At 63.0% G+C, this 26,134-nt stretch carries 22 protein-coding genes; 9 read left to right on the forward strand and 13 right to left on the reverse strand.

Annotation, left to right across the window (positions count from 1 at the left end; genetic code table 11):
• Positions 1-2 precede the first annotated feature (2 nt).
• The 8 genes from KW568_RS09200 to gloB all read right to left on the reverse strand — a co-directional run bounded on the left by KW568_RS09200 (position 3) and on the right by gloB (position 13,285).
• Positions 3-2,933: an aminotransferase gene (locus KW568_RS09200; protein ID WP_004576952.1), complete on the reverse strand. Its 2,931-nt coding sequence runs from the start codon at positions 2,931-2,933 to the stop codon at positions 3-5.
• Positions 2,934-3,340: 407 nt separating this feature from the next.
• Entirely contained in the window at positions 3,341-4,948 is a 1,608-nt protein-coding gene (locus tag KW568_RS09205) for an ABC transporter ATP-binding protein (RefSeq protein WP_004576951.1), read from the reverse strand.
• A gap of 1 nt (position 4,949) precedes the next feature.
• On the reverse strand, positions 4,950-5,969 hold the full coding sequence (locus KW568_RS09210; protein ID WP_003251467.1) for an ABC transporter permease: 1,020 nt from the start codon (positions 5,967-5,969) through the stop codon (positions 4,950-4,952).
• Position 5,970: 1 nt separating this feature from the next.
• Positions 5,971-7,044: a microcin C ABC transporter permease YejB gene (locus tag KW568_RS09215; protein WP_003251466.1), complete on the reverse strand. Its 1,074-nt coding sequence runs from the start codon at positions 7,042-7,044 to the stop codon at positions 5,971-5,973.
• Position 7,045: 1 nt separating this feature from the next.
• Positions 7,046-8,881: an extracellular solute-binding protein gene (locus KW568_RS09220; RefSeq protein WP_004576950.1), complete on the reverse strand. Its 1,836-nt coding sequence runs from the start codon at positions 8,879-8,881 to the stop codon at positions 7,046-7,048.
• Positions 8,878-10,707 (reverse strand): extracellular solute-binding protein, encoded by a 1,830-nt coding sequence (locus KW568_RS09225; RefSeq protein ID WP_033726868.1) that lies wholly within the window; start codon positions 10,705-10,707, stop codon positions 8,878-8,880. The genes KW568_RS09220 and KW568_RS09225 overlap by 4 nt, the downstream gene beginning before the upstream one ends.
• A gap of 267 nt (positions 10,708-10,974) precedes the next feature.
• Positions 10,975-12,405 (reverse strand): lytic transglycosylase domain-containing protein, encoded by a 1,431-nt coding sequence (locus KW568_RS09230; RefSeq protein WP_004576948.1) that lies wholly within the window; start codon positions 12,403-12,405, stop codon positions 10,975-10,977.
• Between the two features lie 100 nt (positions 12,406-12,505).
• Positions 12,506-13,285, reverse strand: a complete 780-nt coding sequence (gloB, locus tag KW568_RS09235; protein WP_004576947.1) for a hydroxyacylglutathione hydrolase — start codon at positions 13,283-13,285, stop codon at positions 12,506-12,508.
• An 85-nt stretch (positions 13,286-13,370) separates the two neighbouring features.
• Here gloB and KW568_RS09240 point away from each other — a divergent pair, with 85 nt between their 5' ends.
• The 4 genes from KW568_RS09240 to KW568_RS09255 all read left to right on the forward strand — a co-directional run bounded on the left by KW568_RS09240 (position 13,371) and on the right by KW568_RS09255 (position 17,930).
• Positions 13,371-14,144, forward strand: a complete 774-nt coding sequence (locus KW568_RS09240; protein ID WP_003251461.1) for a class I SAM-dependent methyltransferase — start codon at positions 13,371-13,373, stop codon at positions 14,142-14,144.
• 15 nt (positions 14,145-14,159) lie between these two features.
• The gene (rnhA, locus tag KW568_RS09245; protein ID WP_003251460.1) at positions 14,160-14,606 is read left to right on the forward strand and encodes a ribonuclease HI; all 447 of its coding nucleotides are present in this window, start codon (positions 14,160-14,162) and stop codon (positions 14,604-14,606) included.
• Positions 14,607-14,656: 50 nt separating this feature from the next.
• Positions 14,657-15,415, forward strand: coding sequence for a DNA polymerase III subunit epsilon (gene dnaQ / locus KW568_RS09250; RefSeq protein ID WP_003251459.1), 759 nt, complete (start codon positions 14,657-14,659; stop codon positions 15,413-15,415).
• A 265-nt stretch (positions 15,416-15,680) separates the two neighbouring features.
• Complete coding sequence (locus tag KW568_RS09255; protein ID WP_004576946.1) at positions 15,681-17,930, forward strand: Orn/Lys/Arg decarboxylase N-terminal domain-containing protein; 2,250 nt, start codon at positions 15,681-15,683, stop codon at positions 17,928-17,930.
• Here the strand turns inward: KW568_RS09255 and KW568_RS09260 are convergent.
• Complete coding sequence (locus KW568_RS09260) at positions 17,914-18,132, reverse strand: hypothetical protein (protein WP_003251457.1); 219 nt, start codon at positions 18,130-18,132, stop codon at positions 17,914-17,916. The genes KW568_RS09255 and KW568_RS09260 overlap by 17 nt on opposite strands.
• 156 nt (positions 18,133-18,288) lie before the next feature.
• Here KW568_RS09260 and chrR point away from each other — a divergent pair, with 156 nt between their 5' ends.
• Positions 18,289-18,849, forward strand: a complete 561-nt coding sequence (gene chrR, locus KW568_RS09265; protein WP_003251456.1) for a class I chromate reductase ChrR — start codon at positions 18,289-18,291, stop codon at positions 18,847-18,849.
• Between the two features lie 103 nt (positions 18,850-18,952).
• On the opposite strand, the gene KW568_RS09270 is transcribed toward chrR, so the two are convergent.
• On the reverse strand, positions 18,953-21,025 hold the full coding sequence (locus tag KW568_RS09270; protein WP_004576945.1) for a TonB-dependent receptor domain-containing protein: 2,073 nt from the start codon (positions 21,023-21,025) through the stop codon (positions 18,953-18,955).
• Between the two features lie 220 nt (positions 21,026-21,245).
• Here KW568_RS09270 and KW568_RS09275 point away from each other — a divergent pair, with 220 nt between their 5' ends.
• The 3 genes from KW568_RS09275 to KW568_RS09285 are packed head-to-tail and all read left to right on the forward strand — an operon-like array spanning position 21,246 to position 22,209.
• Complete coding sequence (locus KW568_RS09275) at positions 21,246-21,494, forward strand: helix-turn-helix domain-containing protein (RefSeq protein WP_003251454.1); 249 nt, start codon at positions 21,246-21,248, stop codon at positions 21,492-21,494.
• A 12-nt stretch (positions 21,495-21,506) separates the two neighbouring features.
• The gene (locus tag KW568_RS09280) at positions 21,507-21,854 is read left to right on the forward strand and encodes a head completion/stabilization protein (protein WP_004576944.1); all 348 of its coding nucleotides are present in this window, start codon (positions 21,507-21,509) and stop codon (positions 21,852-21,854) included.
• Complete coding sequence (locus tag KW568_RS09285) at positions 21,847-22,209, forward strand: hypothetical protein (protein WP_004576943.1); 363 nt, start codon at positions 21,847-21,849, stop codon at positions 22,207-22,209. Before KW568_RS09280 ends, KW568_RS09285 begins: the two co-directional genes overlap by 8 nt.
• Here KW568_RS09285 and KW568_RS09290 read toward each other — a convergent pair.
• Complete coding sequence (locus KW568_RS09290) at positions 22,206-22,583, reverse strand: helix-turn-helix domain-containing protein (RefSeq protein ID WP_003251451.1); 378 nt, start codon at positions 22,581-22,583, stop codon at positions 22,206-22,208. The two genes, KW568_RS09285 and KW568_RS09290, sit on opposite strands and share 4 nt — an antisense overlap.
• 179 nt (positions 22,584-22,762) lie before the next feature.
• On the opposite strand from KW568_RS09290, the gene KW568_RS09295 reads away from it, so the two are divergent.
• Positions 22,763-23,026, forward strand: a complete 264-nt coding sequence (locus KW568_RS09295; protein ID WP_004576942.1) for an ogr/Delta-like zinc finger family protein — start codon at positions 22,763-22,765, stop codon at positions 23,024-23,026.
• A gap of 90 nt (positions 23,027-23,116) precedes the next feature.
• Here the strand turns inward: KW568_RS09295 and nuoN are convergent, their stop codons facing one another.
• Both nuoN and nuoM read right to left on the reverse strand, forming a co-directional pair.
• Positions 23,117-24,586 carry an NADH-quinone oxidoreductase subunit NuoN gene (gene nuoN, locus KW568_RS09300; RefSeq protein ID WP_003251449.1) on the reverse strand — a complete coding sequence of 490 codons (1,470 nt, stop codon included), beginning with the start codon at positions 24,584-24,586 and terminating at the stop codon, positions 23,117-23,119.
• 7 nt (positions 24,587-24,593) lie between these two features.
• Entirely contained in the window at positions 24,594-26,126 is a 1,533-nt protein-coding gene (gene nuoM / locus KW568_RS09305) for an NADH-quinone oxidoreductase subunit M (RefSeq protein WP_003251448.1), read from the reverse strand.
• Positions 26,127-26,134 lie beyond the last annotated feature (8 nt).

The raw sequence follows: 26,134 nt of genomic DNA on the forward strand, positions 1-26,134 counted from the left end.
ACTTACAGGCCTTCGTCCAGCACCCGGTCAATGCTGTCGACAAAGTAGTCCACGCTGGCCCGGCTGGTGCACATCGGTGGCTTGATCTTGAGGATGTTCAGGTAGTCGCCGGTCGGCTGCATGAAGATGCCCAGGTCACGCAGGCGATCGCACAGCATCATGGTTTCTTCGGTGGCCGGCTCCAGGGTGGTGCGGTCGCGCACCAGTTCCAGCCCCAGGTAGAAGCCCGAGCCATGTGCCGCTCCGGCCAGCGGGTGCTTGTCGACCAGCGCCTGCAGGCGTGCCTTGAAGTAGCGCCCGGTGTCACGGGCGTTGTCCCACAGGCCTTCCTCCTGCATGACATCCAGCACCGCCATGCCGATGCGGCAACTGACCGGGCTGCCACCGGCCGAGGAGAAGAAGTAGCCCTCGGCCTCCAGCGCCTCGGCGATTTCGCGACGGGTGATGACCACGCCCAGTGGCTGGCCGTTACCCATGCCCTTGGCCATGGTAATGATGTCCGGCACCACGCCCTGTTCCTCGAAGCCCCAGAAGTACTCGCCCAGGCGGCCATAGCCCACCTGCACTTCGTCGGCGATGCACACCCCGCCGCGGGCGCGGACCTTGGCATAGGCTGCGCGCAGGTAGCCTGCGGGCAGCGAGATACCGCCGGCATTGCCGTACACCGGTTCGCAGATGATGCCCGCCAGCTGACGGCCACGGGCGTCGAGGTCAGCCAGCTTGGCGTCGACGTCCTGCAGGTAGTCGGCGGCGCTGTCGGCCCCGCGGAAGCGGCCGCGGAAGGTGTTCGGCGCTTCGACTGGGTGTACCCAGTCCGGGCGGGTTTCCAGGGCTTGCGGGTTGTCGGCGATCGACGTGGAGATGGCATCGGTGGCCACCGACCAGCCGTGGTAGGCCTCCAGCACACTGAGCAGATCGCGCCCGCCACTGTAGGCCCAGGCCAGGCGAATCGCCAGGTCGTTGGCCTCGGTGCCGCTGTTGACCATGAACACCCGGTCGAAACCTTCGGGGGCCAGCTCCAGCAGGCGCTCGGAGAATTCGGTGATTGCTGCGTAATGGAAGCGCGAGTTGGTGTTCAGCAGCGACCATTGCCGCGCCGACTCGGCAACCATGCGTGGATGGCCATGGCCCAGCACCGCGACGTTGTTGAGCATGTCCAGGTAGGAACGGCCCTGCATGTCGATCAGGTAGTTGCGCCAGCCACGTTCAATGTGCGGCGGTTGCGCGTAGTAGTGCTTCTGCGAGCGGGCGAAGCTGGCATCGCGGCGGGCCAGCAGCGCTTGCGGATCGGGTAGCGGCTCGGCATCGCAATCGAAGCCCAGCAGGGCGGCCGGTGACGGGCACAGGGCCAGCCAGGCGGCGGCTTGTGACGGCGTGGCGAAGCGCGGCGGCTGGGTGCCATTGTCCAGGCATACCTGCACGCTGAGGAAGCCGCAGCTGCTGCCCAGGGGCTGGCCTTTCTCCACGGCCTGGCCGTCTGCCGGTGCGTCTTCCAGGCCTTGCAGCCACAAAGCCCAATGCGGGGTGCGCAGGCAGCCCCGGCCGTCGCCGCGGTGCTGCCAGGTGCCGGCTGCCGGCGCTTGCACCGGGCTGCCGTTGGGCACATGCAGCTCGACGAAAAGGGCGCAGGTGGCGGGCTCTTCGGGGCGATCGATATGGGTTTGCGACAGGCGGTACTGCCCGTGCAGGCTGCAGGCCGGGGCGGCTTGCGACGTCAGCAGATGCAGGTCGTAACCGGGTTGCTCCCAGTTGCCGGCCTCGAAGTGTTTGCTCAGGACCCCCAGGTCCACCCGTGTGACAGCCTGCCCGGCCAGCTCGGGGAGCAGGGGGGCGCAGTCGCTCCAGTCCGGCGCCGTGGGTTGCAGGCCAGCAGCCTGCAGAATGGCCACCTCCATCAGGGCGAAAGGCACGGCGGTGGCCGTGTCGAAAATTTCCCATTCGTGGGCAATGTTATCGCGGGTGTACTGGTTGCCCGGGTCGACGGTTAGCTGTTGTTCGCTGCTCAGCACCAGCACGGCAGCGCGGTTCACCACCAGCGGCCACAAGGCGCGCAGTTCGGCCTCGGTCAGCGGGTTGAGCGCCTGGTAGGCCTGCACGGCGGGCAGGATGCGCAGTGGGTCACCCTCGGCGTGGTGCAACAGCGCAGCGCAGGTCACCGACAGGTCGGCGATACGCCAGGTGCGCAGCAGGTCGCCGAAATCGATCACGCCTTGCAGTTGCCACTGACGCTGGGCATCACGGGCCCACACGGTGTTGTCGTCGGTGATGTCCAGGTGCACGGCCTGACTGGGCAGTTGATCGACCAGCGGCAACAGGCGCTCGTTGGCCTGTCGCGTGGCGTGTTCGATGCGGGCGCGCTGCCCGCCGTCCTGCAGCACCGGTAGCAGGTGATCGATCAGTGCCCCGGCATGCTGAGGGTCCCATTGCAAGGTGCGCGCAAGGCCTGGGTGATCGAAATGGGCAAGCGCCTTGTCCAGCTTTGCACAGAGCCCGCCCAGTTCAGCCATCAGGCGCGGCTCCATGTGCTTGAGGCGGGTCAGCGGTTGGCCTTCGATGTAATCGAGCAGGCGCAGGCGCAGTGGTTGCGCGTCGATGTCCAGTTCCAGCAACCCCATGCCGTTGTGGGCTGAGCGCACGGCGGGTACCGGCAAACCTTGATCGCGCAGGAAGGCCAGGGCGGCGTGCTGGGCTTCAAGCTCCAGCTGGGCGTAGCTGCCGTGGCAGGCCTTCAGCACATAGCCACCCTGCGGTGTGACCACGCGAAAGTTCAGGTCTTGCTGGCTGCCCAGTACCGAAAGGTTGCCGGCAAGGCCATAGTGGGCCTGCAGCACGGCGTGTGCCTGGGCTTCGCTCAGCGTTGGGCTGGGCAGGCCGGAGCGCTGGATCAGGGTGGCCAGGGCAGGGGAAGCGGGCTGGTGTTGTGGACTGGACATGGGCTCTACCGTGGGTACTGGGAGTTGACGGCGGAGAATTTATGCCCTATTCGGCTGATGATGGAAGACGATTATTGTCAGAAAAATTGATCACCGCTGCTTGATTCTGTTGGCGTGGCAAGCAGATGGGCTAATTTTCTCGGCTGCCTGGCCCGGCCCTTTCGCGGGCACGCCCGCTCCCACAGGTATTTGCAAGTCTTGAAGATTGTGGTGATCCCGTGGGAGCGGGCGTGCCCGCGAAAGGGGCGGCCCTCACGGCACATTAATCAACCTTGATGCGAAGTCCCGAGGTCATCATCAGGATCGAAGCGGTGATTTGGGTTGCCGCTTCAACGCCTTATGCACCACGCTCGCGGCGCTCGATCTCAAACACGCCGCATGAATCAAGGCGAACACGCCCCCTTTCCCTACGAACCCCCAACCTCCAAAAACGCCGCCTCCAGCAACTGTCGGGTATACGGATGCTGCGGCGCATGGAAGATCGCCTGCGCGTCCCCTTGCTCCACCACATGCCCATGCTTGATCACCATCAACTGGTGACTCAACGCCTTCACCACCGCCAGGTCATGGCTGATGAACAGGTAGGTCAGGTTGTACTTTTGCTGCAGGTTACGCAGCAATTCCACCACCTGCCGCTGTACGGTGCGGTCCAGTGCGGACGTGGGTTCATCCAGCAGAATCAGTGCTGGCTTCAACACCAGCGCCCGGGCAATGGCAATGCGCTGGCGCTGCCCGCCGGAAAACTCATGGGGGTAGCGATGGCGCGTGCGCGGGTCCAGGCCTACTTCCTCCAGGGCCGCGATAATCGCCGCTTCCTGTTCCTGCGCGGTGCCAATGCCGTGAATGCGCAGCCCTTCACCGACAATGTCCGCCACGCACATGCGCGGGCTCAGGCTGCCAAACGGGTCCTGGAACACCACCTGCATTTCCCGCCGCAGGGGGCGCACGGCTTTCTGGTTCAGCCCTTCGAGGTTCTGCCCATGAAAGCGAATGCCGCCCTGGCTGGAAATCAGCCGCAAGATCGCCAGGCCTAATGTGGACTTGCCCGACCCGGATTCGCCAACAATGCCCAGCGTCTGGCCCTGGGGCAAGCTGAAGTTGACCCCGTCCACCGCCTTCACATGGTCGACCGTGCGCTGCAGAAAGCCCTTCTTGATCGGGAACCACACCTTGAGGTCATCCACCTCCAACAAAGGCGCGCCCACCGGATTGTGCGCAGGCAGCCCGCTGGGCTCGGCATTGATCAGCATCTGGGTGTAGTGATGCTGTGGCGAGCTGAACAGCGTGGCGCATTCGGCTTGCTCGACAATTTGCCCGCGCTGCATCACGCACACACGATGGGCGATGCGGCGCACCAGGTTCAGGTCATGGCTGATCAGCAACAGGGCCATGCCCATACGCGCCTGCAATTCCTTGAGCAGCTCGAGGATCTTCAGCTGCACGGTCACATCCAGCGCCGTGGTTGGCTCGTCGGCAATCAGCAGCTCGGGCTCGTTGGCCAGCGCCATGGCGATCATTACCCGCTGGCGCTGGCCGCCCGACAATTCGTGGGGCAGGGCCTTGAGGCGCTTGCGCGGCTCTGGAATGCCGACCATATCCAGCAACTCCAGGGTGCGCGCAGTCGCTTCCTTGCCCGTCAGGCCCTTGTGCAGCAGGAGGATTTCGTTGATCTGCTTCTCGATGCAATGCAGCGGGTTGAGCGAGGTCATCGGCTCCTGGAAGATCATGGCAATGCGGTTGCCGCGAATGCGCTGCAGGGTCTTCTCGTTCTGCTGCAGCAGGTCCTTGCCTTCGTAGCGGATGCTGCCGCTGGGGTGCCGGGCCAGGGGATAGGGCAGCAGGCGCAGGATCGAGTGCGCGGTGACCGATTTGCCCGAGCCACTTTCGCCCACCAGGGCCAGTGTCTCGCCTTTGCGAATATCGAAGCTGACGCTGTCCACCACCCGGTTGACCTGGTCCCCGGTCACGAACTCCACGGCCAGGTCCCGCACTTCGATCAGGTTCTGTTCACTCATGTCACTTCCTCGGGTCGAAGGCGTCGCGGGCGGATTCGCCGATGAACACCAGCAGGCTCAGCATCAGCGCCAGCACGGCAAAGGCGCTGATGCCCAGCCATGGCGCTTGCAGGTTGGACTTGCCCTGCGCCACCAGTTCGCCCAGCGAGGGCGAACCGGCGGGCAGGCCGAAGCCGAGGAAGTCCAGGGCGGTGAGGGTGCCGATGGCGCCGGTGAGGATGAACGGCATGAAGGTCATGGTCGAGATCATCGCGTTGGGCAGGATGTGCCGGTACATGATTGCGCCGTTGCGCATGCCCAGGGCGCGTGCGGCGCGCACGTATTCCAGGTTGCGCCCGCGCAGGAACTCGGCGCGTACCACATCCACCAGGCTCATCCACGAGAACAGCAACATGATGCCCAGCAGCCACCAGAAGTTGGGTTGCACGAAGCTGGCCAGGATGATCAGCAGGTACAGCACCGGCAGGCCGGACCAGATTTCCAGAAAGCGTTGCCCGGCCAGGTCGACCCAGCCACCGTAGAACCCCTGCAGGGCGCCTGCGATGACGCCGATAATGGAGCTGGCCACGGTCAAGGTGAGGGCAAACAGAACCGAAATGCGGAAGCCGTAGATCACCCGCGCCAGCACGTCGCGGCCCTGGTCGTCGGTGCCCAGCCAGTTGTCCGCCGAAGGTGGGGCGGGGGCGGGGACGCGCAGGTCATAGTTGATGCTCTGGTAGCTGAACGGTATGGGTGCCCACAGCACGAAGCTGTCTTTCTTCGCCAGCAGTTCGCGGATGTAGGGGCTCTTGTAGTTGGCTTCCAGTGGGAATTCCCCGCCGAAGGTGGTTTCCGGGTAGCGCTTGAACGCCGGGAAGTACCATTGGCCGTCGTAACGTACGGCGATCGGTTTGTCGTTGGCGATCAGTTCGGCGCCCAGGCTCAGCCCGAACAGAATCAGGAACAGCCACAGCGACCACCAGCCACGGCGGTTGGCCTTGAAACGCTCGAAGCGCCGGCGGTTGAGGGGGGACAAGGCCATGTCAGTGCTCCCGGCTGGCAAAGTCGATGCGCGGATCGACCAAGGTGTAGGTCAGGTCGCCGATCAGTTTCACCACCAGCCCTAGCAGGGTGAAGATGAACAGGGTGCCGAAGACCACCGGGTAGTCGCGGTTGATGGCCGCTTCGAAACTCATCAGGCCCAGGCCGTCGAGGCTGAAGATCACCTCGATCAGCAAGGAGCCTGTGAAGAAGATGCCGATGAACGCCGAAGGGAAACCGGCGATCACCAGCAGCATGGCGTTGCGGAACACATGACCGTACAGCACCCGTGATCGGCTCAGGCCCTTGGCTTTGGCAGTAACCACGTATTGTTTGTTGATCTCGTCGAGGAAGCTGTTCTTGGTCAGCAGGGTCATGGTGGCGAAGTTGCCGATGACCAGCGCGGTGATCGGCAGCACCAGGTGCCAGAAGTAGTCCAGCACCTTGCCGGTGGTGCTCAGTTCGTCGAAGTTGTTGGAGGTGAGGCCACGCAGGGGGAACCAGTCGAAGTAGCTGCCACCGGCGAACAGCACGATCAGCAGGATGGCGAACAGGAAGGCCGGGATGGCGTAGCCGACGATGATCGCCGAACTGGTCCACACGTCGAAGTGGCTGCCGTGGCGCACCGCCTTGGCGATCCCCAGCGGGATCGACACCAGGTACATGATCAGCGTGCTCCACAGCCCCAGCGAGATCGAAACCGGCATCTTCTCGGCGATCAGGTCGATCACCTTGGCGTCGCGGAAGAAGCTGTCGCCGAAGTCCAGCCGGGCGTAGTTCTTGACCATGATCCACAGGCGCTCGGGCGGCGACTTGTCGAAGCCATACATGCGCTCGATTTCAGCAATCAGGGCCGGGTCCAGGCCCTGGGCGCCGCGGTAGTTGGAGCCGGCCACGGAAACCTCGGCGCCGCCACCTGCAATGCGGCTGGTGGCGCCTTCGAAGCCTTCGAGCTTGGCGATCATTTGCTCGACCGGGCCACCGGGGGCGGCCTGGACGATGATGAAGTTGATGATGAGGATGCCGAACAGGGTCGGAATGATCAGCAGCAGGCGGCGCAGGATGTAGGCCAGCATCTTAATTGGCCTCGTCCGCAGGCGCTTCGCTGACCGCCGGGATTACACCGGGCTTGATCCACCAGGTGTCGATGCCGATGTCGTACTTGGGCGACACGCTCGGGTGGCCGATGTGGTTCCAGTAGGCCACACGCCAGGTCTTGATGTGCCAGTTGGGTATCACGTAGTAGCCCCACAGCAACACGCGGTCGAGGGCGCGGCAGTGGTCGATCAGGCTCTGGCGCGAGTCGGCGTTGATCAACTGGTCCACCAGTTGGTCGATGGCCGGGTCGCGCAGGCCGATGAAGTTGCGGCTGCCGGGGTTGTCGGCGGCGGCGCTGGACCAGAACTCGCGCTGCTCGTTGCCTGGCGAGTTGGATTGCGGGTAGCCGCCAACGATCATGTCGTAGTCACGCGAGCGCAGGCGGGTGATGTACTGCGAAACGTCGACGCGGCGAATGTTCAGCTCGATACCGAGGTCGGCAAGGTTGCGCTTGAACGGCAGCAGAATGCGTTCAAACTCGGTCTGCGCCAGCAGGAACTCGATGCTTGCCGGCTTGCCTTGGGCGTCGACCATCTTGTCGTCGACGATTTTCCAGCCGGCTTCCTGCAACAGCTTGTAGGCCTGGCGCTGTTGCTCGCGGATCATGCCGCTGCCGTCACTGACCGGGTTGTGGAAGACCTCGGTAAATACTTGCTCGGGCACTTTGCCGCGCAGTGGTTCGAGGATTTTCAGCTCGTTGGGGCTGGGTAGGCCGTGGGCGGCCATTTCCGAGTTGTCGAAGTAGCTGCCGGTACGGGTGTAGGCGCCGTTGAACAGCTGCTTGTTGGTCCACTCGTAGTCCAGCAGCAGGCTCAGGGCCTGGCGCACACGCACATCCTGGAACACCGGGCGGCGGATGTTGAAAATGAAGCCCTGCATACCGGTGGGGTTGCCGTTGGGCAGCTCTTCCTTGATCAGCCGGCCGTCGCGCACGGCGGGCACGTTGTAGGCGGTGGCCCAGTTCTTTGCACTGACTTCCAGGCCATAGTCGAATGCCCCGGCCTTGAGGGCCTCCAGGGCGACGGTGGTATCGCGGTAGGCGTCGAAGGTCATGACATCGAAGTTGTAGAAGCCACGGTTGATGGGCAGGTCCTTGGCCCAGTAATCCTTGACCCGTTCGTAGCGCACCGAGCGCCCGGCCTTGACCTCGGCGACCTTGTACGGGCCGCTGCCCAACGGGATTTCCAGGTTGCCGCGGTTGAACTCGCGGTTTTCGTACCAGTGCTTGGGCAGTACCGGCAGCTGGCCGAGAATCAATGGCAGCTCGCGGTTGTTCTTGTGCTTGAACTTGAACAGCACCTTGAGTGGATCTTCGGCGACCACTTCGGCGACGTCGGCGTAGTACTGGCGGTACAGCGGGGCGCCGTCCTTGATCAGGGCGTTGAACGTGAACACCACGTCGTCGGCGCGCATCGGATGGCCGTCATGGAAGCGCGCTTCGGGGCGCAGGTAGAAGCGTACCCAGCTGTTGTCCGGGGCCTTTTCGATCTTGCCGGCCACCAGGCCGTATTCGGTGAACGGTTCATCCTGGCTCTGGCGCATCAGGGTGTCATAGATAATGCCGATGTTCTCGGCCGCCACGCCTTTGTTGATGAACGGGTTGAGGCTGTCGAAGCCGCCGAAGCTGGACTGGCGGAAGGTGCCACCCTTGGGCGCATCCGGGTTGACGTAGTCGAAGTGCTTGAAGTCGGCGGGGTACTTGGGTGGCTCGTCGTAAAGGGTGAGCGCGTGCTGCGGTGCGGCCAGCGCGGGAAGGCTCAGGCAGGCGAGCAACAGGCTGCCTGCCAGCCGGCGCAGACGGTGCGTTGGCGTCATTGGGCTTTCTCCGAAGTCTTGATCCACCAGCTGTTCAGCCCAAGGGTGTAGGGCGGCGTGGTGACGAAGGCGAACCGGTTGCGGTAGGCCAGGCGATGGTTGTCGAGGTACCAGTTGGGGATCATGTAGTAGTGCCATGAGAGCACGCGGTCCAGGGCGCGGGCAGCGGCGATCTGGTCATCGCGGGTGCGGGCGGCGAGCAGGGTGTCGAGCAGGTGGTCGACCACCGGGTCCTTGACCCCAGCATAGTTCTTGCTGCCCTTTGTCGCGGCCTGGCTGGAATGGAAGTACAGCCACTGTTCGAGGCCGGGGCTGAGGGTCTGGTTCAGGGTCATCAGAATCATGTCGAAATCGAACTGGTCCAAGCGTTGTTTGTACTGAGCGCGGTCCACGGTGCGCAAGCGCGCATCGATGCCGATGCTGGACAGATTTTCGACATAAGGTTGCAGGATGCGTTCAAGGTTGGGGTTTACCAGCAGCAGCTCCATGCGCAATTGCTGGCCCTTGCTGTCGACCAGACGCTGGCCGTGCAGCTTCCAGCCGGCCTCGGCGAGCAGGCCCAGGGCCTGGCGCAGGGTTTGGCGGCTGATACCCCGGCCATCGGTGTGGCTGACCTTGTACGGTTCGCTGAACAGCTTGGCCGGCAACTGGTCACGGAATGGCGCCAGCAGCAGCCACTCCTTGCCGGTGGGCAGGCCGCTGGCGGCGAATTCGCTGTTGGGGTAGTAGCTGGTCGAGCGGCGGTAGGCGCTGCTGAACAGCGCGCGGTTGGTCCACTCGAAGTCCAGCATCAGCCCCAGCGCCTGGCGTACCCGCGGGTCGCTGAACGCGGCCCGGCGGCTGTTCATGAACAGGCCCTGTGTTTGCGTGGGAATGCTGTGCGGGATTTGTGCCTTGATCACTTCACCGCGGCGCACGGCAGGGAAGTTGTAACCGTTGGCCCAGTTTTTTGCCTGGTGCTCGATATAGATGTCGAACTCGCCGGCCTTGAAGGCTTCGAAGGCCACCGTCGCGTCTCGATAGAACTCGTATTCGACCCGATTGAAATTGTACTTGCCACGGTTGACCGCCAGGTCTTTGCCCCAGTAGTTCTTCACCCGTTCAAACACCAGGCGTCGTCCGGGTTGTACCTGGGTGATGCGGTAGGGGCCGCTGCCCAAGGGGGGCTCGAAGGTGGTGGCCTTGAAGTCGCGCTTCTGCCAGTAGTGTTTGGGCAGCACCGGCATTTCGCCCAGACGCAGGATCAGCAGCGGGTTGCCGGCGCGTTTGAACACGAAGCGGATGCGCAGCGGGCCGAGGATGTCTACCCGCTGCACTTCCTGCAGGTTGGTGCGGTAGATCGGGTGGCCATCCTTGAGCAGCGTGCGGTACGAGAAGGCCACGTCAGCCGAGGTGATGGGCTGGCCGTCATGCCAGCGGGCTTCGGGGCGCAGGTTGAACACCACCCAGCTGCGGTCCTCGCTGTACTCCACCGAGCGGGCGATCAGGCCGTAGCTGGAGGTTGGCTCGTCACCGGACGGGTCGTACTGGCCCGTGCCGACCATCAGTGGCTCGTTCAGCTCACTGATGCCGTACTGCTGGAAATTGGGCGTGGTAATCGGGCTCGACCCTTTGAAGGTGTAGGGGTTGAGCGTGTCGAAGGTACCAAAAGCCATGGCCCGCAACGTGCCGCCCTTGGGCGCTTGCGGGTTGACCCAGTCGAAGTGGGTGAAGGTGGCCGGGTACTTGAGCGTGCCGAACTGCGCGTATCCGTGGCTTTCGCTCACCATCGCGGCTGCGGGAAAGCTCAAGGCCAGGCTGAGTGACAGCAGGAGGGGACGTATCAAGTCGGCATCCGATCCAGAGGCGTTGGGCTTTGATCGAGTACAGTAACAGCTTGGTGGGGTTGGAAAAAGAGAGGTTTTGAAGGTGCGGGCCCCAAGCCGGGGGCAACAGGTGCCACGGTACCTGTGGGAGCGGCCTTGTGTCGCGAAAGGGCTGCGCAGCAGCCCCGGCAGTTTATGCTGAAAAGTTGAAATACTGGGGCCGCTCCGCGCCCCTATCGCGACACCAGGCCGCTCCCACAAGGCCGCGTGAGGGCCCTGGTTGCGGGATCAATGCCCGAGGTAGACGGTCAGGGTCTGGCCTGGCTTGAGGGCATGGCCGCTGCGTGGGTTCCAGCGCTTGAGGTGCTTCATTTCCACATTGAAGCGCTTGGCCACCAGGTACAGGGAATCGCCCTTGCGGACCTTGTATTGCGTGGAGCGCTTCCCGGAGGCGGCAACCCGGTTGCCGGCGGCGCTCGGTGCACTGCCACCGCGCAGGGCCAGAACCTGGCCAGCACGCAGACTGTTGCCGGACAAACGGTTCCAGCGCTTGATGTCCTTGACCGACACACGGTTGATCTTGGCGATGGCGCTCAGGTTATCGCCACGCTTGACCCGGTAGCTACGCGCCCCCACCGGTGCCTTGGCTTCGGCCACAGCCCGGGCAAACGCTGCTTTCGGCGGTTGCAGGCTGACCAGTTGCTCCGGGTTGAGGTTGGACAGGCTGGCACTGAGCAACTGCGCCTTGGCGGTGGGCACCAGCAGCTGTTTCGGGCCATCGACGGTCATGCGCTTCTTGAATGCCGGGTTGAGCTGGATCAGCTCGTCCTCGTCGATGTTGGCAAAGGCCGCGACCCGGGTAAGGTCCAGGCGGTCATTGATCGCCACCGCTTCGAAGTACGGTTCGTTGGCGATCGGGGTGAGATTGACACCATAGGCTTCTGGCGTGGACACCACCTGCGACAGTGCCAGCAACTTGGGTACGTAGTCGCGGGTTTCCTGTGGCAGCGGCAGGTTCCAGTAGTCGGTCGGCAGGCCGAGCCTTTCGTTGCGCTCGATGGCTCGGCTGACGGTGCCTTCGCCGGCATTGTAGGCCGCCAGGGCCAACAGCCAGTCGCCGTTGAACATGTCGTGCAGGCGGGTCAGGTAGTCCAGCGCGGCGTTGGTCGACGCGGTGACATCGCGGCGGCCGTCATAGAAGTTGGTCTGGCGCAGGTTGAAGTGGCGACCGGTAGCCGGCATGAACTGCCACATGCCGGCAGCGCTGGCGCGTGAGTAGGCCATGGGGTTGTAGGCACTTTCGATGGCTGGCAGCAGGGCCAGTTCCAGCGGCATGTCGCGTTCTTCAAGGCGCTCGACGATGTAGTGCAGGTAGAGGCTGCCACGTTCCCCGGCGCTTTCGATGAAGGTCGGGTTGCTGGCGAACCACAAGCGCTGCTGTTCGATGCGCGGGTTGACGTCGATGCTGTCCTGCAGGGCGAAGCCCTGGCGCATGCGCTCCCAGACATCCTGCGGCGCCTGCTCGGCCGGCTTGACCAGCAGCGGAGAAGGCTTGTGCTTGATCCGCGCCTGGTAGTTGTGCGCGCGAACGCTATCGGATTCGTCGAGCTGACGGGTGCTCTGGCAGCCCACCAAGGTGGCGGCCAGGGCCAGCGCACTGATTTGGGCCAGGCGCGTCAGGGCGACGGAATGAGAGGTTCTGCGGCTACGGGAAGACATCGGCTGATACAGGTATCCGGGCGAAAAAGTTCGGCGATTCTAGAAACCGCTCCGGGCCTGGTCAACCTTTGACCATCACTTGCGATATATCTTGCGGTTATCAGAAGGTGTCCTTCCAAGACCTCAAGGCAGCAAAAACAGCGACATGCGTGGTGTTTGAATGTCCCTTCCATTCGTCTGCTTTTTGTTTAACTAATGTTTCAGAGGTACGCAGAAAGGGGTTGGTCAGGCGCTCCAGGCCGATCGTTGATGGCAAACTGATGCGATTTTCGGCGCGCAAACGGCTAACGTCCTCGAACCGTTGTTGAACGTGCGGGTTGGTCGGTTCCACCGCCTTGGCGAAACGCAGGTTGCTGAGGGTGTACTCATGGGCGCAGTACACTGCTGTCTGCTCTGGCAGGGCCGCCAGGCGGGCGAGGGCAGGCTGCATCTGTTCGGGTGTACCTTCGAACATGCGCCCGCAACCGGCGGCGAACAGGGTATCGCCACTGAACAGGATGGGCGTTGCTGGCTGGTCGCTGAAGAAGGCGATATGCCCCAGGGTGTGGCCGGGTACCGCCAGCACCTGGAAAGTCACACCCAGCACGTCCACCCTGTCGCCTTCGTCCAGTGCCAGGTCGCGGCCGGGAATGCGTTCGTTGGCGGGGCCACAGACCCGTGCGCCGGTCAATTGCCTGAGCCGCTCCACACCGCCGACATGGTCATTGTGGTGGTGGGTGACGAGGATGTCGCTCAGCACCCATTCGGGGTTGGCAGCCAGCCAGCGCTCCACCGGGCCGGCATCGCCCGGGTCGACCACCGCACAACGGCGTTTGGCAGTATCCTGTAACAACCAGATGTAGTTGTCGGAGAAAGCGGGGAGAGCATCGATCTGTATCATGGTGCGGATCCGATTCGCCTAGCGTGGCACATGAGGGCATCTTAGCCGCGATGGCGCGGTGGGAGAACCTTCGAGGGAGAGCGCAATGACCGACCAAGCTTTTGCACAGGCCGACCCGGACTGGGTCGAGCTGATCAGCCTGGCCCGTGAGTGGTTCAACGGCCCACTTGGGCAACTGATGCTCAAGGAGGAGGACAAACTCCTGGAAGAAGAGCTCGGGCGCTTCTTTGGCGGCTATCTCGTGCATTACGGGCCCTGCGCCGAGCCACCGCCCAGAGCCCCCCAGGTGCAGCGTAACGTGCGCCTTGGTGCGCCCTTGCCGGGTGTGGAAATTGTCTGCGAAGAACAGGCCTGGCCGTTGAGCGAGCACGCTGCCGACGTGGTGGTGCTGCAGCATGGCCTGGACTTCTGCCTGTCGCCCCATGGCCTGCTGCGCGAGGCCGCCAGTGCCGTCCGCCCGGGCGGGCACCTGCTGATCGTGGGGATCAACCCCTGGAGCAGCTGGGGCATGCGCCATTTCTTCAGTCACGGTGCTCTGCGCAAGGCGCGCTGCATCTCGCCGTCCCGGGTGGGCGACTGGCTCAACCTGCTGGGCTTCGCGCTGGAGAAACGCCGCTTCGGGTGCTATCGTCCGCCGCTTGCCTCACCTGCCTGGCAGCAACGCCTGGAGGGCTGGGAGCGACTGGCCGGCGGCTGGCAGGGCTCCGGTGGCGGGGTGTACCTGCTGGTGGCGCGCAAGATGGTGGTAGGCCTGCGGCCTTTGCGGCCGGAACGCCGCGAGCCAATGGGCAAGCTGCTGCCGCTGCCACTGGCGAAAGTCAACCGCACCGCAGCCAACCCCGAAACTGACAAGCACTGAATTCAAGAGTGGTACATGAGCGATAGCGTCGAGATGTTTACTGATGGTGCCTGCAAGGGCAACCCTGGCCCGGGTGGCTGGGGCGTGCTGATGATCTATAAGGGCGTCGAGAAGGAACTGTGGGGCGGCGAACGTGAGACCACCAACAACCGCATGGAGCTGATGGCCGCGATCCAGGGCCTGATGTCGCTCAAACGTGAATGCGAGGTGGTGCTGACCACCGACTCGCAGTACGTGATGAAGGGCATCAACGAATGGATGGTCAACTGGAAGAAGCGCGGCTGGAAGACCGCCGCCAAGGAGCCGGTGAAGAACGCTGACTTGTGGCAGCAGCTCGATGAGCAGGTCAACCGCCACAAGGTGACCTGGAAGTGGGTACGCGGCCATATCGGCCACCCCGGCAACGAACGCGCCGACCAGCTGGCCAACCGTGGGGTCGATGAGGTGCGCGCCCAGCGTTGAGCTGGGGTACAATCGCGACCTTTGTAACGGATGCAAGTTGGAGCGCCCGCGTGGAGCAGCAGCAAGATAAACGGTTCGTCATTCTCGATACCGAAACCACGGGTATGCCGGTTGGCGAAGGCCACCGGATCATCGAGATCGGCTGTGTCGAGGTCATCGGCCGGCGCCTGACCGGGCGGCACTTCCACGTCTACCTGCAGCCCGACCGCGAGAGTGACGAGGGCGCGATCAACGTTCACGGCATCACGGATGCCTTCCTGGTCGGCAAGCCCCGCTTTGGCGATGTCGCCGAGGAGTTCTTCCAGTTCATCCAGGGTGCCACGCTGGTCATCCACAACGCGGCGTTCGACGTTGGTTTCATCAACAACGAATTCGCCTTGCTGGGCCAGCAGGACCGTGCTGACATTTCGCAGCACTGCACCATTCTGGACACCCTGTTGCTGGCACGTTCGCGCCACCCGGGGCAGCGCAACAGCCTGGATGCGCTGTGCAAACGCTACGACATCGACAACTCGGGCCGTGAGTTGCACGGCGCACTGCTCGACTCGGAACTGCTAGCCGACGTTTACCTGGCAATGACCGGTGGCCAGACCAGCCTGTCGTTGGCTGGGAATGGCGCAGATGCCGAGGAGGACGGGCAGGGCGCTGGCGGCAGCGAGATCCGCCGGATTGTCGGGCGTGCGCCAGGGCGGGTGATCATGGCCAGCGCTGAAGAGCTGGAGGCGCATGCCGAGCGGCTGGCGGCCATTGCCAAGTCGGCGGGTGGGCCTTCGCTGTGGCAGGCCCTGACTGAGACGCCAGCCGGCTGATCTTTCGCCCTGCAACAGAAGTGGAGATCGTTGTAGGCGCGGGTTTACCTGCCGAATACGGTGGCGGCTGCGGCGGTGAATGGCGGGGGCAGATTGGCCAGCAGGCCCGGCCCTTTCGCGGGTAAACCCGCTCCTACGACGGCCTGTGTCCAATCACCGACCGGTGCCCAGTAGGAGCGGGTTCACCCGCGAAAGGTCCAGTACAGGCAATACAAGGCTCAACTACCCTGAAATGGACGCCATGTCCTTCGGAGGTAGCCACCTGATGTACAAGGACCTCAAGTTCCCGATCCTCATCGTCCACCGCGCCATCAAGGCCGACAGTGTTGCTGGCGAACGTGTGCGCGGCATCGCCGAGGAATTGCGCCAGGATGGCTTTGCCATTCTCGCCGCCGCTGACCACGCCGAAGCGCGCCTGGTCGCTGCCACCCACCACGGCCTGGCCTGCATGCTCATCGCGGCCGAAGGCGCTGGCGAGAACACCCATTTACTGCAGAACATGGCCGAGCTGATCCGCCTGGCCCGTCTGCGCGCACCCAACCTGCCGATCTTCGCCCTGGGCGAGCAGGTGACCCTGGAAAATGCTCCCGCCGAAGCCATGAGCGAGCTCAACCAGCTGCGTGGCATCCTTTACCTGTTCGAAGACACCGTGCCGTTTCTCGCCCGCCAGGTGGCGCGTGCTGCACACACCTACCTCGACGGCCTGCTGCCGCCGTTCTTCAAGGCGCTGGTGCAGCACACTGCGCAGTCCAACTACTCCTGGCACACCCCGGGCCATGGTGGCGGTGTGGCCTATCATAAAAGCCCGGTAGGCCAAGCCTTTCACCAGTTCTTCGGGGAAAACACCCTGCGCTCGGACCTGTCCGTTTCCGTGCCGGAGCTGGGTTCGCTGCTCGACCACACAGGCCCGCTGGCCGAAGCCGAGGCCAGGGCGGCGCGCAACTTCGGCGCCGACCACACCTTCTTCGTCATCAACGGTACCTCCACGGCCAACAAGATCGTCTGGCACGCCATGGTCGGCCGTGACGACCTGGTGCTGGTGGACCGCAACTGCCACAAGTCGGTGGTGCACGCGATCATCATGACGGGTGCCATCCCGCTGTACCTGTGCCCGGAGCGCAACGAACTGGGCATCATCGGCCCGATCCCGCTCAGCGAGTTCAGCCCCGAGGCGATCGCCGCGAAGATTCAGGCCAACCCCCTTGCCCGTGATCGTGGGCAGCGTATCAAGCTGGCGGTAGTGACCAACTCCACCTACGACGGGCTGTGTTACCACGCCGGGCTGATCAAGCAGGCCCTGGGTGCCAGTGTCGAGGTGCTGCACTTCGACGAGGCCTGGTTTGCCTATGCCGCGTTCCACGACTTTTTCACCGGGCGCTACGCCATGGGCACCGCCTGCGCGGCAGACAGCCCGTTGGTGTTCAGTACCCATTCCACCCACAAGCTGCTCGCGGCGTTCAGCCAGGCTTCGATGATTCATGTGCAGGACGGGGCCAGGCGGCAGCTGGACCGGGACCGTTTCAACGAAGCGTTCATGATGCACATCTCTACCTCGCCGCAGTACAGCATTCTCGCCTCGCTGGATGTGGCTTCGGCCATGATGGAAGGGCCGGCCGGGCGCTCGCTGCTGCAGGAGATGTTCGACGAGGCGTTGAGTTTTCGTCGTGCCCTGGCCAACCTGCGTGAGCACATTGCCGCAGAGGACTGGTGGTTCAGCATCTGGCAGCCGCCAAGTGCCGAGGGCATCCCCCGTCTGGCCGCGCAGGACTGGTTGTTGCAGCCGGGGGCGCAATGGCATGGTTTTGGTGAAGTGGCGGCCGACTATGTGCTGCTCGACCCGCTGAAAGTGACTTTGGTGATGCCGGGCCTGAGCGCTGATGGTGTACTGGGCGCGCACGGCATCCCGGCGGCAGTAGTCAGCAAGTTTCTCTGGGAGCGCGGGCTGGTGGTGGAAAAAACCGGCCTGTACAGCTTTCTGGTGCTGTTTTCCATGGGCATCACCAAGGGCAAGTGGAGCACCTTGCTCACCGAACTGCTTGAGTTCAAGCGCCACTATGACGGCAACACCCCGCTCAGCAATTGCCTGCCGAGTGTGGGGGCTGCCGACGCCCTTCGCTACCAGGGCATAGGCCTGCGCGACCTGTGCGACCAGTTACATGACTGCTACCGCGTCAATGCCACGGCCAAGCAGCTGAAGCGGCTGTTCACTCGTTTGCCGGAGGTGGCCGTAAGCCCGGCCCAGGCCTATGACAAGATGGTGCGTGGCGAGGTGGAGGCGGTACCGATCGAGGCGCTGCTGGGGCGTGTGGCGGCAGTGATGCTGGTGCCGTACCCGCCTGGCATTCCGTTGATCATGCCGGGTGAGCGGTTCACCGAGGCGACCCGCTCGATCCTGGACTACTTGGCATTCGCCCGAGCATTCAACCAGGGCTTTCCCGGGTTTGTCGCCGATGTGCACGGCCTGCAGCACGAAGGGGGCCGCTACACGGTGGATTGCATCACGGAATGCGCGTGATCTCGACGCCGGAGCGTGCCAGTTCGAAACGGTTATCACCCAGGTGGTTGACCTTGTCGCCGATGGCCAGGCGGTAGGTGGTGATGGGGGCGCCCAGCGTGCTGCCGTCGAGTTGCAGGGTGGATTCCTGAAACTCGTGCACGGGGTAGATGCGGCCTTCGGCGTCACGGGCGTGGAATTGGCCGACCATTACTGCTGCCATTTGGGTGGAAACCTCTGAATTACGTAGGAAATGTATGAAGGCATAGACCGTGAAACAGACGCGGAAGTTTTCGCCCTGCGGAAAAAAAACTTAGGCACTGGAGAACGGTCATCTATAACTACAACGTCTATTTAACCCGCAAAGGTTGGAATTGCCATGAGCCAGGTGTATTCGGTAGCAGTCGTCGTGGGCAGCTTGCGCAAGGAGTCCTACAACCGCAAGGTCGCCCGCGCACTTTCGGAGCTGGCGCCGTCCAGCCTTGCGCTGAAGATCGTCGAGATTGGCGACCTGCCGCTGTACAACGAAGATATCGAAGCCGAGGCACCGCCGGAAACCTGGAAGCGTTTTCGCGATGAAATCCGCCGCAGTGATGCGGTGTTGTTCGTCACCCCGGAATACAACCGCTCGGTGCCAGGCTGCCTGAAAAATGCCATCGATGTGGGTTCGCGTCCTTACGGGCAAAGTGCCTGGAGCGGCAAGCCGACGGCGGTGGTGAGTGTGTCGCCGGGGGCGATTGGTGGCTTTGGCGCCAACCATGCGGTGCGCCAGTCGCTGGTGTTTCTCGACATGCCCTGCATGCAGATGCCCGAGGCTTACCTTGGCGGTGCGGCGAGCTTGTTCGAGGATTCGGGCAAGCTCAACGACAAGACGCGACCGTTCTTGCAGGCGTTTGTCGACAGGTTTGCTTCATGGGTGAAGTTGAACAGGGCGGTCTGAGCCCCGAATGATGCTGTGCAGCGCCCCTGTGTAGGCGCGGGTTTACCCGCGAATGCGTCATTGAATTTGCCGACGCATTCGCAGGTAAATCCGCGCCTACCCGTCAGCGGAAGCTGTAGGAAACCCCGGCATATACGCCAAATCCTTCGCCCGGTGTCGAACGGGCATTGTCCTGGCCGGCGTCGTTGTAGGCCGGCGTCACGGTCGCTGCATAGCGCTGGTTGGTCAGGTTGCGCAGGTCCAGCCAGGTCTGCCAGTCCTGTTTCGGTGAGTCCCAGCCAACGCGTGCGCCGAGCAAGGCATATTCATCGGCGTGGTAGCTATTGGCGTAGTCCACCTGCACCTTCGAAGCCATTTGTGTGTTGACCCCGGCATAGAAGCCGCTCGGCCAGTCATAGCGCAGCTCGGCCTGGTAGTAGTGCATGGGGATGCCGGGCAGACGGTTGTCGCCAAACGTGTCGTCATCACGGTAGTGGAAGTCGCTGAAGGTGTAGGCCTGGCGCAAGCTCAGCTTGCCAGTGCCCGCGCGTTCCCACAGGGTGCTGTCGAGGCCGGCTTCAACGCCTTGGTGCACGGTAGCGCTGGCGTTGAATTCCGAGGTGAAGTTCGGCACTACCTCAACGGCCAGCAGTTCGTGGCGCACTTGCGAGTAGTACCAGGCCAGGTCCCAGCGGCCGAGCGCCGAGTCGCCACGGGCGCCCAGTTCCAGGGTGGTGGCTGTCTGGTTCTGCATCTCGATCGGCTGGATCTGCTTGCCGCCTGTGCTGGGCGCGCTCCAGATCAGCGACCACGGGTGTGGCGGCTCTACCGAGCGGCTCAGGTTGCCGTACACCTGCAAGTCCGGGCGGATGTCGTAGCGCAGCCCCAGGCGGGGTGCATAGTCCCAGTCATGCATGCTCACCTTGCCGCCTTCAGCGGGGTAGGTCACGTCACTTTCGCGGCGTGTGTAGACCATGGCCAGGCCGGTGCTCAGCCACAGGTTGGGGACCAGTTCCAGATCGTTGCCAACATGCAGCACGGTGTCCGAGCCCTGGTAGGTGAAGTCACGGGTGCGCTCGCCGAACACATCGCCATTGCGGGTAAATTGCGAAGCGCCGCTGTTGGGCAGGTGCTTGGTGGTACGCCAACCGACGGTGGTCTTGCTCTCGCGCCCGAACAGTGTGTCGCGGCGGAAATAGTTCAGCGTACCGCTGACATCGGTATAGGCGACCTTCAGGCGCATGGGGCCTTCGCGCAGGTCCATCGGGTAGTCGTGATAGACCAGGCCGGCTTCCAGGCGCGCCTCGTCGTCGAGGTAGAAGGTGGTCTTGTTGCCCACCCAGGTGCTGCCTGGTTGCGGGCGGCTGTCGTCGCGTGCCAGATAGTTGGGGTTGGCCGCGCGTGGGTGGTGCTTGATCTGGTCTTTGGTCAGGCGCCCAGGCAGTTCGTTTTCAGTTTCCCGGTAGCGCAGGTAGAAGCGGGTTTCCAGGTCGGGGTTGAAGCGGTAACCGACATTGGCGGCAATGCCCTTGGCGCTGCCGCTGCTGTGCGCCTGGTAGCCGTCATATTCCGAGTCGGTCAGGGCCACGTAATAGTCGAGATTGCCCAGCACCTGGCCCGAACTGATGTGCCGATGCTGGTAGCCGCGGCTACCGACCTCGTAGCGTACTTGCAGTGCAGGCGCGTCGTAGCCGGTGTGGGTGACGTAGTTGATGGCACCGCCCAAGGCCAGGGAGCCTTGGTCAAAGCCATTGGCGCCACGCAGCACTTCGGCACGGCTCAGCCACAGCGGTTCGAACAATTCGTAAGGCGTGCCGCCCGGGCCGGTCAGCGGCAGGCCGTCGAACATCGTGTAAACGCCGGAACCGTGCGCCCCCGGCGCGCGGTTGAGGCCCGAGCCGCGTATCGACAGCTTGATGCCGTCGTTGCCTGCCGATTGGGCGAACACCCCAGGCTGGTAGGCCAGCACGTCCTGGTTGCTGGCCACTCGGCCTTGCCCCACGCGCTGCATGTCCACCAGGTTGCTGGCTCCCGGTATTTCACGCAGGCGCTCGCTGGCTGCCGTCAGCTCGTTCTGCTCCTCATCGGTGATCAGCACTCGGCCCAATTCGACCGAGGATGCCCCCAGAGCGGGCTGAGTAGCAGCCAAGGCCGCCAGCAGACCGAGGCAGGACGAGAGGGGTAAATCGGAACGCATTGTACGACTCCAGGCGAAAGGCGAATGGACAACGGCGTTGAGACGAGCGAAATGCGGCTTGGAGCACGCAGAAAGTCAGCAAATCGTGCGTAACCTTCGTCATACGGTCTTGTACGAAAGTTCTTTACAAACCACGGCGGTGGAGGTGGGTGGCCTGTGCTTCGTAAGGTGACTGCAGGTAGGCAGTAATGCCTCGCTCAATCACCCGTGGAGTTCAAACATGACTGACAACGCTCGACACTCGCAGCAACCCTTGGCGGACGCCCCGGTTCGCCTGACGCCACGTGAACAGCAAGTGCTGTTGTGGTGTGCTTATGGCAAGAGCTCGTGGGAGATCGGCCAGATCCTTGAATGCAAGGAGTCGACGGTGAACTTTCACGTGTCCAACATCCTGCGCAAATTTGAAGTGCCTACCCGGGTGGCAGCTGTGATCAAGGCCATTCGCTACGGCATGCTGGCCGAGCAGTAAGGGGGGTAGAGCATGAGCAACGATCCTCGGCTACCGCGCTTTGCCGATTGCCATGACCCGTTCTGGCCGCGGGTGGATTTGGGCAGTTTGCGTGAGCACCTGCAACTGCCGCGGTCTGTCAGTGATGCTGCTTTGGAAGTGGCCGCGCGCTGCGCTGCTATCGAGGCTGCACGCGAATTCGCCCGCTGGCGGTCAGTGCTGCGAGAGCGGGGCTACAAGCGCCTCGAGGATGTGGCCGGGCATGATCATGGGCGTGCCTTGCGGGTGTGCTACATCCGTTTTGTCGAAGCGGCGGTCATGTATAGCCTGGGGGCAACCGCCTGCCTGCCTGTTCCGCGCGGAGGGCAAGCCCATGCCTGAGCGACCTGTTTTAGACAGTTTGACCTCGGCATTGGTGGCGTTCCTGGGGGTGGATGGCGATGTGTTGTTCGCCGCGTTGCTGGGGGCATTGCTGGTGAGCGCGGCACGCGATCGATTGATCACCAATGAGACCAGGCGCCTGACACTGGCCAAGAAACTCCTGCTGGTATTCGTGACCGTGGGCGTGGGCCATTTGTTTGAGCCACTGGTTTCGTCATTGGTGCCTTTGCTGACTCGGGGCATGTCGGCATTCGTGGCCGCTGTGGTGGTGATCCCCATCAGCCTCAAGGTCATGGTCTGGCTGGATACACTCGACCCGCGCGAACTCATCCAGCGCTGGCGCCGTCGGGGTTAGCCATTGGTTGCGCCGCCGAGCTCGCTCAGTTGCTGTTCCAACTGCTGGATGCGCTGCTTGTCCTTGATGAACAGCAGGATGGCCTGGCGATCGCTGTGCGAGAGCGTGCGCAGCCGTTCGAGCATGTCGCACTCCCAACCCGCATCACTTGGTGCGGCGTTGTGCTCGGCATGGCCCAGCAATAGCCAGTCCAGAGAGCATGCATGCTTTTTGGCGATGTCTATGCAAAGTGAGTAAGGGATGCTTTCGCGAACCTTCCAGCTGCTCAGCGTTTGCGGGCTGACCGACAGTGCACGTGACAGCTCGGCATCTGTGTTTGCGCCAGTGAGAAGCTTAAGGCGGGTGAGCACCTCAGCAAGTATGTGAGTACTCATAACAAATATCCATGACTGGTTTAATGATATTCCATGGGCTTAAACTACTCGTTATGAATACAGCCCTGCGTTTTAAGGAGCACTTCTGCAATGAGAACCATCAAATTGAAGAATACACCCACAGTTGCAGCCAATACTGATACACAGGCTAGCCTGGGCAATGCTAGCAGGTACTTGCCGTGAGTACTTACAAGCTGGTTTGCCCGCATTGCCACAGCCGGATGCGCATACGTACTAGCGAAGGGCGCCATATTTTCCTGCGAATCGCTTATTTGCAATGCACCACCGAGGCGTGTGGCTGGTCAGTGCGCGCCGAATTCGAAATGACCCATGAACTCTCCCCCAGCGGCATGCCCAACCCGGAAGTGTACCTGCCTTCGGCCAATGGTGATTTGCGCAAGGCCGCCTTGCCGGGCGCAGGCCAGGGCTGCCCGAGTGAGTGAGGCACCATTGGGCGCAGGTAACAAAACGTGCAGATAAAAAAACACCCCGCCTAGGCGGGGTGTTTTCTATTACTGGGGCTGCCAGGGTGATCAACCGATCAGTTGCAGGCCCGCTTGCTGAACCAGTTCCAGCAGCGGTTGCGGGTACACACCCAGTACGAAAGCGAGAATGGCGATAGCCAGCAGCATGACGCCGCCGGTGCGCTGTTCCCACTTCAGCGGGGCGTCGTGACGACGCAGATTCGGCTCGACCAGGTACAGGGTAACCATGACGCGCAGGTAATAGTACACGCCGATGGCACTACCGATCACCAGTGCACCGACCAACCACCACAGGTGCGATTCGACGCCGGTAGCGATGATGTAGAACTTGCCGATGAAGCCGGCGGTCAGCGGGATACCCGCCAGCGACAGCATCATCACGGTCAGTACCGCTGTCAGGTACGGGCGGCGCCAGAACAGGCCGCGGTACTCGTACAGGGCATCGGCGTCACGGCCGCCGTATGGCGAGGACATCAGGGTGATGACGCCGAAGGCGCCCAGGCTGGTGATCACGTAGGTGACCAGGTAAACGCCCATGGCTTCCAGGGCCAGGCCCTTGCTGGCGACCAACGCGATGACCAGGTAACCGAAGTGGGCGATGGACGAGTAACCCAGCAGACGCTTGAGGTTGCTCTGGGTCAGCGCCAGCAGGTTACCAATCAGGATCGAGGCTACGGCAATCACCGCCAGTACGGTGCTGAGCACGCCGCTGCTGGCAGCAGGGGAGAGCATGAACAGGCGTACGACAACGGCGAATACTGCCACCTTGCTGGCGGTTGCCAGGAACGCGGCGACCGGCGCCGGAGCGCCTTCGTACACGTCCGGGGTCCACAGATGGAACGGCACCAGCGACAGCTTGAAGGCCAGGCCGACCAGCATCATGCCCAGGCCCAGCTGGGCCACCAGGCTTGGCATGCTGGTGGTAGCCAGGGCTTTGCCGATCTGGTCGAAGCTCAGGCTGCCGGCGTCGGCGTACAGCAGTGCCATGCCGAACAGCAGGAAAGCCGAGCCTGCGGCCGACAGCACCATGTACTTGATGCCGGCTTCCAGCGATCGCTTGTTGAAGAAGGCATACGCCACCAGGCCGTAGACCGGTACCGACAGCAGCTCCAGGCCGATGAACAGGCCGGCCAGGTGGTTGGCGCTGACCAGCACCAGGCCACCGAGGGCCGACATCAGCAGCAACAGGTACAGTTCTTCACGGTTGCCCGGGAAACCCTTGGAGCCCTCGCCGAGGTAGGCGTGGGCAAGGGTGACGCAGGCCAGCGTCGCGATGAGGATGATCGCCATGTACAGGCAGGCGAATTTGTCGATGGTGATCAGCGAGGTGACCGCCAGCGGCGCGACCTTAAGCGCCGGCAGGAGCGACAGCAGGGCCAGGTTCAGGCCCACGGTGGACAGCAGGAAGGTCTGCGAGTGGTTGCGCTTCCAGGCGATCGCCAGCATCACCACCACCGTGGTGATGGTGGTGATCAGCATCGGCGCCAATGCGATGAAGTGTTGAGTGGTGAATTCCATAGCGCTCTTACCGGGCCGAAGCGAGTTGAGTGAAAGCGGATCCGAGCCACTGCTGCACACCACTCATGGTGGCGGCAGAGGTGTCGAGGAACGGCTGCGGATACACGCCCAGCAGGATCAGCAATACCGCCAGACCCAGAACCATGATCAGTTCGCGACCGTCCATGCCGGCCAGCACGGTGTCGGTCTTGGCCGGGCCGAAGTAGGCGCGGTGGATCATGATCAGCGAGTACACCGAACCGAACACCAGGCCGGTGGTGGCAATCACGGTGATCCACGGTACATGCACGAAGCTGCCGATCAGGATCAGGAACTCGCCGACGAAGTTGCCGGTGCCTGGCAGGCCCAGCGATGCCGCTGCGAAGAACAGGCTGATGGCCGGCAGGTAAGCGATGCGGTGCCACAGGCCACCCATCTGGCGCATGTCACGGGTGTGCAGGCGCTCGTACAGCTGGCCAGACAGGATGAACAGTGCCGCAGCCGACAGGCCGTGGGCCAGCATCTGGATCACCGCACCTTGCAAGGCCTGCTGGCTGCCGGAGTAGATACCGATCAGCACGAAGCCCATGTGCGAGACGCTGGAGAAGGCGATCAGGCGCTTGATGTCGGTTTGTGCGAAGGCCAGGAAGGCACCGTAGAAGATACCGATCAGGCCCAGGGTCATGGCGATCGGCGCGAACTCGGCCGAGGCGTTCGGGAACAGCGGCAGGGCGAAGCGCAGCAGGCCGTAGGCCGCGGTCTTCAGCAAGATACCCGCCAGGTCCACCGAGCCTGCGGTCGGTGCCTGGGCGTGAGCGTCAGGCAGCCAGGAGTGGAACGGCACCACCGGCAGCTTCACCGCGAAGGCGATGAAGAAGCCCAGCATCAGCACGTACTCGACACCGGCAGGCAACTCGGCCTTGAGCAGGTCGCTGTAGTTGAAGGTGAGCACGCCAGTGGTGTTGTAGTTGACCAGCACCAGGCCCAGGATCGCCACCAGCATGATCAGGCCGCTGGCCTGGGTGAAGATGAAGAACTTGGTCGCCGCGTAGATCCGGGTCTTCTTGCCGTCTGCCGAGCTGTGACCCCAGAGCGCGATGAGGAAGTACATCGGCACCAGCATCATTTCCCAGAAGAAGAAGAACAGGAACAGGTCCAGGGCCAGGAACACACCGACCACGCCGCCGAGGATCCACATCAGGTTGAGGTGGAAGAAGCCGACGTGGCGCTGGATCTCTTTCCAGGAACACAGTACCGACAGCACACCGAGCAGGCCGGTGAGCAGGATCATCAGCAGCGACAGGCCATCAAGGGCCAAGTGGATGCTGATGCCGAAGCGCTGGATCCACTGGACTTTGTATTCCAGGGCCCAGGCCGGTTCGGCGCCCGGGGCGGGAGCAAGGGTGTAGTCGCCGGTACCCCACAGCCACAGGCCGATGCCAAGCAGCAGGGACATGGTAAGCAGCGCGATCCAGCGCGGCAGGGTGGCGCCGAAGCGCTCACCCAGCCAGCACAGGAAGCCGCCGATGAAGGGGATCAGGATCAGCCAAGGCAAAATCATGACGGGTT

It is taken from the genome of Pseudomonas sp. HD6515 (genome assembly GCF_024971855.1).
Classification (GTDB): Bacteria; Pseudomonadota; Gammaproteobacteria; order Pseudomonadales; family Pseudomonadaceae; genus Aquipseudomonas; species Aquipseudomonas alloputida.

Excerpts from the sequence above, each read along its gene's own strand:
- KW568_RS09200 (WP_004576952.1), bottom strand. The coding sequence starts at position 2,933 with ATGTCCAGTCCACAACACCAGCCCGCTTCCCCTGCCCTGGCCACCCTG.
- KW568_RS09205 (WP_004576951.1), bottom strand. The coding sequence starts at position 4,948 with ATGAGTGAACAGAACCTGATCGAAGTGCGGGACCTGGCCGTGGAGTTC.
- KW568_RS09210 (WP_003251467.1), bottom strand. The coding sequence starts at position 5,969 with ATGGCCTTGTCCCCCCTCAACCGCCGGCGCTTCGAGCGTTTCAAGGCC.
- KW568_RS09215 (WP_003251466.1), bottom strand. The coding sequence starts at position 7,044 with ATGCTGGCCTACATCCTGCGCCGCCTGCTGCTGATCATTCCGACCCTG.
- KW568_RS09220 (WP_004576950.1), bottom strand. The coding sequence starts at position 8,881 with ATGACGCCAACGCACCGTCTGCGCCGGCTGGCAGGCAGCCTGTTGCTC.
- KW568_RS09230 (WP_004576948.1), bottom strand. The coding sequence starts at position 12,405 with ATGTCTTCCCGTAGCCGCAGAACCTCTCATTCCGTCGCCCTGACGCGC.
- gloB (WP_004576947.1), bottom strand. The coding sequence starts at position 13,285 with ATGATACAGATCGATGCTCTCCCCGCTTTCTCCGACAACTACATCTGG.
- KW568_RS09240 (WP_003251461.1), top strand. The coding sequence starts at position 13,371 with ATGACCGACCAAGCTTTTGCACAGGCCGACCCGGACTGGGTCGAGCTG.
- rnhA (WP_003251460.1), top strand. The coding sequence starts at position 14,160 with ATGAGCGATAGCGTCGAGATGTTTACTGATGGTGCCTGCAAGGGCAAC.
- KW568_RS09255 (WP_004576946.1), top strand. The coding sequence starts at position 15,681 with ATGTACAAGGACCTCAAGTTCCCGATCCTCATCGTCCACCGCGCCATC.
- KW568_RS09260 (WP_003251457.1), bottom strand. The coding sequence starts at position 18,132 with ATGGCAGCAGTAATGGTCGGCCAATTCCACGCCCGTGACGCCGAAGGC.
- chrR (WP_003251456.1), top strand. The coding sequence starts at position 18,289 with ATGAGCCAGGTGTATTCGGTAGCAGTCGTCGTGGGCAGCTTGCGCAAG.
- KW568_RS09270 (WP_004576945.1), bottom strand. The coding sequence starts at position 21,025 with ATGCGTTCCGATTTACCCCTCTCGTCCTGCCTCGGTCTGCTGGCGGCC.
- KW568_RS09275 (WP_003251454.1), top strand. The coding sequence starts at position 21,246 with ATGACTGACAACGCTCGACACTCGCAGCAACCCTTGGCGGACGCCCCG.
- KW568_RS09280 (WP_004576944.1), top strand. The coding sequence starts at position 21,507 with ATGAGCAACGATCCTCGGCTACCGCGCTTTGCCGATTGCCATGACCCG.
- KW568_RS09285 (WP_004576943.1), top strand. The coding sequence starts at position 21,847 with ATGCCTGAGCGACCTGTTTTAGACAGTTTGACCTCGGCATTGGTGGCG.
- KW568_RS09290 (WP_003251451.1), bottom strand. The coding sequence starts at position 22,583 with ATGAGTACTCACATACTTGCTGAGGTGCTCACCCGCCTTAAGCTTCTC.
- nuoN (WP_003251449.1), bottom strand. The coding sequence starts at position 24,586 with ATGGAATTCACCACTCAACACTTCATCGCATTGGCGCCGATGCTGATC.
- nuoM (WP_003251448.1), bottom strand. The coding sequence starts at position 26,126 with ATGATTTTGCCTTGGCTGATCCTGATCCCCTTCATCGGCGGCTTCCTG.